Raw genomic sequence first — 8,900 nt, 5'->3', positions numbered from 1 at the left:
GGGCCTGGGAGGTCTGGCGTGGCACCGGGCGCGGGCTGGCGGCGTGGCAGGCCGTGCCCATCCCCGACCCGCCGCCGGAGCGGCCGGTGCTGCCGGTCCTGCTCGACCCGCCGCGCGAGGAGTTGCGGGAGGCCATCCGGCGGCGCTGGTCCACCATGCTGGATCTGGGCGCCATGGAGGAGGTGCGGGCGCTGCTGGCGCGCGGGCTCGACCCGGCCCTGCCGGCCATGCGCGCGCATGGCGTGCCGGAACTCGGCGGCGTGTTGCGCGGGGAGATGTCGATGGAGGAAGCGGGGCGCCGCGCCTGCCTGGCCATCGGCCAGTACACCAAGCGGCAGGCGACCTGGTTCCGCCACCACGATCTCGCGATGCCCGCTGGGCGGGGGGCTGACCCGAGCGTGCCGCATACGATCCGTGCTCGCTTCACCGGTTCAGCGCAATTTTCGGAAAGTCTTCAGACGCAAATAATATCGTTTGTTGATTCTGCCCGTTGACGCAGCACAGCATGCCCCCTAGATGGGCCGCTCCGCGCTGTTCCCTTGCGCGGAGCCAGTTCTAAGGAAACGGAACCTCGCCGATGTCCGCCACCCTTCCCGCCGCCTCCGACGCCGATGTGATGAACGGCGCCGAGATCGTCCTGCGCGCGCTGAAGGATCAGGGCGTCGAGGTCATCTTCGGCTATCCGGGGGGCGCCGTCCTTCCGATCTACGACGCGATCTTCCAGCAGAACGCGATCCGGCACGTGCTGGTGCGGCACGAGCAGGCCGCCGTGCATGCGGCGGAGGGCTATGCCCGTTCCACCGGCAAGGTGGGCTGCGTGCTGGTGACCTCCGGCCCCGGCGCCACCAACGCCGTGACCGGCCTGGTGGACGCGCTGCTGGATTCCATCCCGATTGTCTGCCTGACCGGGCAGGTGCCGACGCATCTGATCGGCAACGACGCCTTCCAGGAGGCCGACACCACCGGCATCACCCGCCCGGCGACCAAGCACAACTACCTGGTCAAGCGGATGGAGGACCTGGCGCCGACGGTGCACGACGCCTTCCACATCGCACGTTCCGGCCGTCCCGGCCCGGTGGTGATCGACCTCCCGAAGGACATCCTGATCGCCAAGGGCCGCTACACCCCGGCCCCGACCGCACCGCACCGCTCCTACCGCCCGCAGACCGAGCCCTCGGTGGAAAGCATCCGCGAGGCCGTGGCGCTGCTGAAGGGCGCCAGGCGGCCGATGGTCTATACCGGCGGCGGCATCATCAATGCCGGCCCTGAGGCCAGCGAGCTGCTGACGCGCTTCGTGCGCGAGACGGGCTTTCCCATCACCAACACGCTGATGGGGCTGGGCAGCTACCCGGCCAGCGACCCGCAGTTCCTGGGCATGCTGGGCATGCATGGGACCTTCGAGGCGAACCTTGCCATGCATGGCTGCGACGTGCTGCTGAACATCGGCGCCCGCTTCGACGACCGTGTGACCGGGCGGCTGAACGCCTTCTGCCCCGGCGCGAAGAAGATCCACGCCGATATCGACCCGTCCAACATCAACAAGAACGTGGCGGTGGACGTGCCCATCGTGGGCGATGCCGCCGCGGTGCTGCGCGCGCTGAGCGAGGCCTGGAAGGCTGATGAGCGCCCGCAGGACCGCGAGGCGCTGGCCGCCTGGTGGCGCCAGATCGACGCCTGGCGCGAGACGAGGTGCCTGCGCTACGAACAGGCGGGCTCGGTCATCAAGCCGCAGCACGCGGTGCGGCGTCTCTACGAGCTGACGCTGGAGACCGGACGCGACACCTTCATCACCACCGAGGTCGGACAGCACCAGATGTGGGCCGCGCAGTATTTCGGCTTCGAGAAGCCGAACCGCTGGATGACCTCGGGTGGGCTCGGCACCATGGGCTACGGCCTGCCGGCGGCCTCGGGCGTGCAGGTCGCGCATCCGGACGCGCTGGTGATCGACATCGCGGGCGAGGCCTCGATCCTGATGAACATCCAGGAGATGGGCACGCTGGCGCAGTACCGCCTGCCGGTGAAGGTCTTCATCCTGAACAACGAGTACATGGGCATGGTGCGGCAGTGGCAGGAGCTGCTCCATGGCGGCCGCTACTCGGAGAGCTATTCCGACGCCCTGCCGGATTTCGTGAAGCTGGCCGAGAGCTTCCACGCCAAGGGGCTGCGCGCCACGAAGGCCGATGAACTGGACGACGTGATCCGCGAGATGATCGCCCATCCCGGCCCGGTGATCGCCGACATCGCCGTGGACCCGAAGGAGAACGTCTTCCCGATGATCCCCTCCGGCGCCGCGCACAACGAGATGATCCTGGGCCCGGGCCAGCAGGGGGGCGTCGCCGGCGTCACCGACGAAGGCAAGGTCCTGGTCTGAGAGGCGCGCCGACATGTCCGACCTGAACAGGGCGCCCTTGCAGCGCACGGCCACCATCGCGGTGCTGGTGGAGAACGAGGCAGGCGTGCTCGCCCGCGTCATCGGCCTCTTCTCCGGCCGCGGCTACAACATCGAGAGCCTGACCGTGGCGCCGGTCGATGACGGCAAGCGCCTGTCGCGCATCACCGTCGTCACCTCCGGCACGGACATGGTGATCGAGCAGATCAAGGCGCAGCTCGACCGCCTCGTCCCCGTCCACCGCGTCGCCGACCTGACGCTGGAGGGGCCGCACCTGACGCGGGAGCTGGCGCTGATCAAGGTCGTCGGCCATGGCGAACACCGGATGGAGGCACTGCGCCTCGCCGATGCCTTCCGCGCCCGCGTGGTGGATGCGACCGTCGGCAGCTTCGTCTTCGAGATGACCGGCGCCGCCGAGAAAATCGACGCCTTCATCGAGCTGATGCGCCCTCTCGGTCTCGCCGAGGTGTCGCGCACCGGCGCGGTTGGCATCGCGCGCGGCACGCGGAGCCTCGCCACCTGAACCGGCGGCCGGGCAAGGCCCTGGCCCGCCCCGAATTTTTGTCCAACCCCTGAGGGAGTGCGCGGATATGCGCGTGTATTACGACCGTGACGCGGATGTGGGCCTGATCAAGAACCGCAAGGTCGCGGTGATCGGCTTCGGCAGCCAGGGCCATGCCCATGCCATGAACATGCGCGATTCCGGCGTGAAGGAGGTCGTGATCGGCCTGCGCCCGGGCGGCTCCGCCCAGAAGGCCGAGGCCGCCGGCTTCAAGGTCATGAGCCCCGCCGAGGCCGCCAAGTGGGCCGATCTGGTGATGGTGCTGACCCCCGACGAGGGCCAGGGCGACCTGTACCGCGACCACCTGCACGAGAACATGCGCGAGGGTGCGGCGCTGGCCTTCGCGCACGGGCTGAACATCCACTTCAACCTGATCGAGCCGCGCGCCGACATCGACGTGTTCATGATCGCGCCGAAGGGCCCCGGCCATACCGTGCGCGGCGAGTACCAGAAGGGCGGCGGCGTGCCCTGCCTCGTGGCCATGCACCAGAACCCCTCGGGCAACGCGCTGGAGATCGCGCTCTCCTATGCCTGTGCCGTCGGCGGCGGCCGCTCGGGCATCATCGAGACGACCTTCAAGGAGGAGTGCGAGACCGACCTGTTCGGCGAGCAGGCCGTGCTCTGCGGCGGCCTGGTCGAGCTGATCCGCGCCGGCTTCGAGACGCTGGTCGAGGCGGGCTATGCCCCCGAGATGGCCTATTTCGAGTGCCTGCACGAGGTGAAGCTGATCGTCGACCTCATCTATGAGGGCGGCATCGCCAACATGAACTACTCCATCTCCAACACCGCGGAGTATGGCGAGTACGTGACCGGCCCGCGCATCATCACGCCGGAGACCAAGGCGGAGATGAAGCGCGTCCTGACCGACATCCAGAGCGGCAAGTTCACCCGTGACTGGATGCTGGAGAACAAGGTCAACCAGGCCTCCTTCAAGGCCACCCGCCGCCGCAACAACGAGCACCAGATCGAGGCGGTGGGCGAGAAGCTGCGCGCCATGATGCCCTGGATCACCAAGGGCAAGCTGGTCGACAAGGCCAAGAACTGAGCCCGACGCAGAAAGGGCCCCGGGAGCGATCCCGGGGCCCTTTCCCTTTGCGGAGGCCGTCAGAGGGCGATGGTCAGCTCCCCCAGCCGGTCGGTGAGCTTCATGTTCTCTGAATAGTCCACCGGGCAGGTGATGACGGAGACTCCATCCTCCGCCAGCGCCTTCCGCAGCGTGGGCAGCAGCTCCGCCGCCGCGCCGATGCGGTAGCCCTTCGCGCCGAAGCTCTCCGCATATTTCACGAAATCCGGGTTGTTGAAGTCCACGTCCCGGTGGTGGCCGAGTTCCATGTCCATCTTCCACTTGATGAGGCCGTAGGAACCGTCTTCCCAGATCAGCACCTTCAGCGGGATCTTCTCCCGCAGCGCCGTCTCGATCTCCTGCGAGTTCATCATGAAGGAACCGTCGCCCATCGCCGCCAGGACCTTCCTGCCCGGCCTGGCCAGCGCCGCCGCCAGGGCGCCGGGCAGCGTCCAGGCCATGGTGGAGAGCCCGTTCGAGATCAGGCAGGTCAGTGGCTCGTAGGTGGGGTAGAGCCGGGCCATCCACATCTTGATGGCGCCCGTGTCGGCCAGGACGATGTCCTCGTCGTCCAGTGCCTTCCGCATGTCGCCGATCACCCGCTGCGGCTTCAGCGGGAAGCTGTCATCCGCCTCATGCGCGCTCAGCTCCCCGTCCCGCAGGGCGCGGATCTTCGGCGCGGGATGGCTGGCCGGCACCGCCCCGCCGCGGAAGGCCTCCGACAGGGCGGCGATGGCACGCGGGATGTCCGCCTCGATGCTGACCGCGACGGGATAGGCGGCATCCGTCTCCGCGGCGAAGCGGTGGACATGCAGGATGGTCTTGTCATGCTTCGGGTTGATCCGCACCGGCGCGAATTCCTGCAGTTCGTAGCCGATGGAGAGGATCAGGTCCGCTTCGTCGAAGGCGAAGTTCTCGTAGTCGTGCCGCATGAAGCCGATGACGCCGAGCGCGTTGGGATGCCGGTCGGAGATCACCCCCTTGGCCATGAAGGTCGTGGCCACGGGCATGTTGAGCTGTTCCGCCAGCCGCGTCAGCGCCGCCGAGGCACCGGCCCGTGCCACGCCATGGCCCGCCAGCATCACCGGGCGCTTCGCCGCGCGGATCAGCGCTGCGGCCTTCGCCACCTTGTCCTCGTCCGGCCCGGCGGCGTGGTAGGGGCGGGCGGTGAGCGGCTTCGCCTCCGCCGGCACCGTGGCCGCCTCCACATCCTCCGGGATGGCGATGTAGGTGGCGCCGGGCCGTTCCTGCTGCGCCAGGTCGAAGGCCTTGCGGACCATCTCCGGCACCGCATCAGGGGTCAGCAGCATGTCGGCCCATTTGGTGACCGGCCTGAACATGGAGACCAGATCCACGATCTGGTGCGACTCCTTGTAGATCCGGTTCAGCCCGACCTGGGCGGAGATGGCGACCAGCGGCGTGCTGTCCGTCTGCGCGTCCGCGACGCCCAGCAGCAGGTTGATCGCGCCGGGGCCGAGCGTCGCGGTGCAGACGCCCGCCTTGCCGGTGAGGCGGCCGTAGATGTCGGCCATGAAGGAGGCTGCCTGCTCGTGCCGCACGAGGATGAAGCGGATCTTCGATCCGGCCGTGGCATCGACCAGGCGGATGTTCTCCTCGCCTGGGATGCCGAACAGGTACTCGACTCCCTCGGCTTCGAGGCAGGAGATCGCCAGTTCGGCGACCGTGCGTGTTTCAGTGCTCATTGCGCCATGACTCCTTGTGGAAAAAGGGAAGGCGGCGGCGCGCTCAGCGCGTGAGCCAGATGAACGCGCCCATGGTCAGCACCGAGAGCAAGGTGCTGAAGAAGAGGGTGGAGGCCATTTCCTGTTCGGCCACCTGGTACTGCACGGCCAGGATCACGATGATCGACGCGGCCGGGATGGCCATGGTGACCACGGATTCGCGCAGCGTGTCCGGCGGCAGTCCGACCAGCATGGCATAGCCGAGCACGGCGGCGGGCATGACGATGTTGCGCAGCAGCACCAGCAGCCCGACCGGCGCGCTGAGGGAGACGCTGCGGGACCAGAGCACGATGCCCGAGGCGAAGAGCGCGACGCCGCCGGTGGAGCGGCCCAGGAGCTGAAGGGAATCCCGCAGCGAGGCGGGGAAGGGGAAGTCCAGCAGCACGATCACCAGGGCGAGCAGCGGCGCCCAGACCACGGGCTCGCGCAGCGCATGGGTGACGTGGCTCATGACCGAGGCCGGCTGGCCCTGGGTGGCGGCGTTGCGCGAGGCCGTGCTGGCCGAGAGCAGCATGAGGGTTGCGGGCACCTGGATCAGGTTCATCACCAGGCCGGCCACGGCGATGGGAATGGCGCTGACCGCCCCGAAGAGTTGCCCCAGCACCGGCACGCCAACAAACGGAACGGCGGGGCCGGCGATGGCCAGGGCGCGCAAAGCCGCCGTGCCGATCTCCTGTCGCAACAGGTAACGCATGACAAGGAAGGCGACGAGATAGCCGCCCGCCATGCCGAGGAGGATCGCGAGCGCGAGCGGCCCCTGGGCGAGGATCTGGTCGCGCGGCGTGCCGACCATGCCGGCGAAGAGGCTCAGTGGCAGGGCGTAGAGCATCACCATGCGGTTGAGGACGGAGGCCTGCTTCGCGTCGAAGTCATGGTGCCAGCCGGCGGCGAAGCCCAGCATCAGCGTGATGACGATGGGCAGCAGCGCGGCGACGATGGTGTCGAGCATGGTCGGAACTCCTGGTTCCGGGCCGGTCGGTGCCGGGCGTCAGGCGCCCCGCTCGGCTGGTCCTTGGAAGACGCGTGCAGGGAACGCCATTTCGGCCGCTCCTGACACCCCGGACCCATGCAAGCTCGCGCGACCTGTCTGTATGATGTCAGTGTACAGGCGGCAGGCGACATGCGCGCTCTTCCGCCGCCCGCCGTTCAGCCACGGCGCGGTTTCCGGAAGAGTGGAGCGTCCGTTGCCGTGCCGCGGCAACCTGTCCTAGCGGCACTCCAGGATGCGGAGGTCGTAGACCGGGTGTTCCAGCATGTTCACGGCCGGGGCATTCGCCAGCATCCAGCCCCGGAAGGCCGGTGGCGCATCCTTGGGGGCCAGCGTATCCCGCACCTCGATGAAGGCCGCCGCGTCCGGCACCTCGTCGGGCGGGTGGTAGTCGCAGGCGAGGACCGTGATGCTGAGCGTGCCGAACTTCGTCGGCCTGTTCACCGCCGCGTCCAGCACGGTGACCTGGGCGGTCACCTTGTCGAGCGCCTGGAGCTTCGCGGTCTTGCCGGGGATCCAGTTGGCGGATTCCTGCGCCCGCGCATCCCCCCGGCTGAAGGGCAGGGGGGCGGCTGGCAGCAGCATGCCGGCGAGAAGCAGCGTGGGAAGGAGGGCAACCCGCATCGGCGCGCTCATGCCCCCGGGCGGCGGGGCGAGGGCAGGGCATCCACCACCCCGTGCAGCAGCCGGCGCATTGCCACCTCGTCCACCCCCATCAGCACCGCATCCTCGAAGGCATCCCGGAGGACCTGGACGAGTTCCTCATGGTTCTCGCCCAGCACCTTCAGCTTGTCACGGCAGGACAGCGGCTGGCCGTCCTGGCCGGGCCAGAGCTCCGGCGGCTGCAGCCCCCCGCTCACGGGTGCCGGGCTCCTGACGGGGCGTTCCCGGCGGGGGCGGGGGCTTCCTCCTCGGGCTTGGCGGAATTCATCTGGGTCACCGAGAAGATGAACTTGCCCAGCAACGCCTCCAGGCTGACGGAGGACTGGGTGATGGTGATCTCCGACCCGTCCCGCAGGTCCTTGTCGCTGCCACCCGGGACCAGCGCGATGTACTTGCCCCCCAGCAGGCTTTCCGAGGTGATCTCGGCGGAGGTGTCGTCGGGCAGCTTCAGCCCTGGGTCCACCTGCATCGTCACCACCGCCAGAAAGGTCTGCGGATCGATGCGCTCCTGCGTCACGCTGCCCACCCGCACGCCGGCGATGCGGACATCGGAGCCGGGGGCGAGACCGTCGATCCGGTCGAAGCGCGCGTTCAGCGTCATTCCGGTACCGGTGGTGGAGCGGCCGGAATTCGTGGCGGCATAGGCGAGAAACACCACGGCGACGACCAGCACGATGGCGCCGGCCGCGAGCTCGGCGAGGCTGCGTCCCTTCAAATCACGATCCTTATCCGACGGGGCGGAACGAATGCCCGGAAATCCCGGAGGGCCATGGCCCGGCCATCCGGCACGCCATCACGCGCCGGGGGTCCAGGCCTCGTAGTCGCCCGCGGTCTTCGGACGCTCCCCGCCCCGGTAGTCATGGCCGGGCGGCCGATAGGCGAGCGCGGTGCCGGTCATGTTCGGCTGGTGGTCGAGCTGCCAGGGATAGCGGCGGTTCTCGTCCAGCAGCGGCGTGGCATGGTGCAGCCAGCCGTGCCATTCCGGCGGCACGTTGGTGGCTTCCGGCTTGCCCGCGTAGACCACCCAGCGGCGGGTGTGGTTGAAGCCGGGCACAACCTTGCGGCTCTCGAAATACAGGTTCCCGTGGCGGTCGGTGCCGACCTTCCGGCCCTTGAAGCCGGAGCACAGGCGCATGAGCATGGACATGGGCTTTGGGGCCTCCTGGCACCGCCATATGGCACGCGCGCGCCGCGCGTGAAAGGCCACGCTTTTCCTACCGTATCTGGTGGCGGTTGACTCCGGACGTCACCACATGTTGCTTCACCAGCGTGAATTTCCTTTCGGGGGCAGGACAGTCATGCAGAGGCTCGCAGGCACCGTGTGGTCCGACGTGACGCTGCGCCGCACCCGCGGCCAGGCGGATCCGGACGCACCGCCCCGTGCCGTGGCCCTGCCCGCGGCCTGGGAGGACGGCGCCGCTGACGCCCTGGCCGCCCTGATGCCTGGGGCCTGTCTCTTGATCACATCTACGCACAGCTCCACCGTAAGGCGA

10 protein-coding genes and 1 pseudogene are annotated in these 8,900 nt (G+C 68.6%); 5 read left to right on the top strand and 6 right to left on the bottom strand.

Annotation, left to right across the window (positions count from 1 at the left end; all coding sequences use genetic code 11):
* The 4 genes and pseudogenes from ROTAS13_RS14255 to ilvC all read left to right on the top strand — a co-directional run.
* A pseudogene (locus ROTAS13_RS14255) lies at nucleotides 1–494 on the top strand (tRNA (adenosine(37)-N6)-dimethylallyltransferase MiaA); the annotation flags it as partial.
* Nucleotides 495–577: 83 nt separating this feature from the next.
* Entirely contained in the window at nucleotides 578–2,371 is a 1,794-nt protein-coding gene (locus ROTAS13_RS14250; protein ID WP_075822661.1) for an acetolactate synthase 3 large subunit, read from the top strand.
* Nucleotides 2,372–2,384: 13 nt separating this feature from the next.
* A complete protein-coding gene (ilvN, locus tag ROTAS13_RS14245; protein ID WP_075822660.1) occupies nucleotides 2,385–2,912 on the top strand; it encodes an acetolactate synthase small subunit in 528 nt (175 codons plus the stop codon).
* Between the two features lie 67 nt (nucleotides 2,913–2,979).
* Nucleotides 2,980–3,996 carry a ketol-acid reductoisomerase gene (gene ilvC / locus ROTAS13_RS14240; RefSeq protein WP_075822659.1) on the top strand — a complete coding sequence of 339 codons (1,017 nt, stop codon included), beginning with the start codon at nucleotides 2,980–2,982 and terminating at the stop codon, nucleotides 3,994–3,996.
* 59 nt (nucleotides 3,997–4,055) lie between these two features.
* Here ilvC and ROTAS13_RS14235 read toward each other — a convergent pair whose 3' ends face one another.
* From ROTAS13_RS14235 to ROTAS13_RS14210, 6 genes are all read right to left on the bottom strand, one after another.
* The gene (locus ROTAS13_RS14235; RefSeq protein ID WP_019459699.1) at nucleotides 4,056–5,717 is read right to left on the bottom strand and encodes an acetolactate synthase large subunit; all 1,662 of its coding nucleotides are present in this window, start codon (nucleotides 5,715–5,717) and stop codon (nucleotides 4,056–4,058) included.
* Between the two features lie 43 nt (nucleotides 5,718–5,760).
* Nucleotides 5,761–6,705, bottom strand: a complete 945-nt coding sequence (locus ROTAS13_RS14230) for an AEC family transporter (RefSeq protein WP_075822658.1) — start codon at nucleotides 6,703–6,705, stop codon at nucleotides 5,761–5,763.
* A gap of 258 nt (nucleotides 6,706–6,963) precedes the next feature.
* Entirely contained in the window at nucleotides 6,964–7,368 is a 405-nt protein-coding gene (locus tag ROTAS13_RS14225; protein WP_019459697.1) for a DUF2155 domain-containing protein, read from the bottom strand.
* A gap of 8 nt (nucleotides 7,369–7,376) precedes the next feature.
* Nucleotides 7,377–7,604, bottom strand: coding sequence for a hypothetical protein (locus tag ROTAS13_RS14220; RefSeq protein ID WP_019459696.1), 228 nt, complete (start codon nucleotides 7,602–7,604; stop codon nucleotides 7,377–7,379).
* The gene (gene mlaD, locus ROTAS13_RS14215) at nucleotides 7,601–8,122 is read right to left on the bottom strand and encodes an outer membrane lipid asymmetry maintenance protein MlaD (protein WP_075822657.1); all 522 of its coding nucleotides are present in this window, start codon (nucleotides 8,120–8,122) and stop codon (nucleotides 7,601–7,603) included. The genes ROTAS13_RS14220 and mlaD overlap by 4 nt, the downstream gene beginning before the upstream one ends.
* A 78-nt stretch (nucleotides 8,123–8,200) precedes the next feature.
* Nucleotides 8,201–8,554, bottom strand: a complete 354-nt coding sequence (locus ROTAS13_RS14210; protein ID WP_019459694.1) for an NADH:ubiquinone oxidoreductase subunit NDUFA12 — start codon at nucleotides 8,552–8,554, stop codon at nucleotides 8,201–8,203.
* Between the two features lie 151 nt (nucleotides 8,555–8,705).
* Here ROTAS13_RS14210 and ROTAS13_RS14205 point away from each other — a divergent pair.
* Nucleotides 8,706–8,900 (top strand): hypothetical protein (locus ROTAS13_RS14205; protein ID WP_139323364.1); only part of this gene is annotated, 195 nt, incomplete at its 3' end.

It is taken from the genome of Roseomonas sp. TAS13 (genome assembly GCF_001950415.1).
GTDB lineage: Bacteria > Pseudomonadota > Alphaproteobacteria > Acetobacterales > Acetobacteraceae > Roseomonas > Roseomonas mucosa.
The sequence above is the reverse complement of the archived record's forward strand: the minus strand, read 5'-3'. Positions and strand labels throughout refer to the sequence as shown.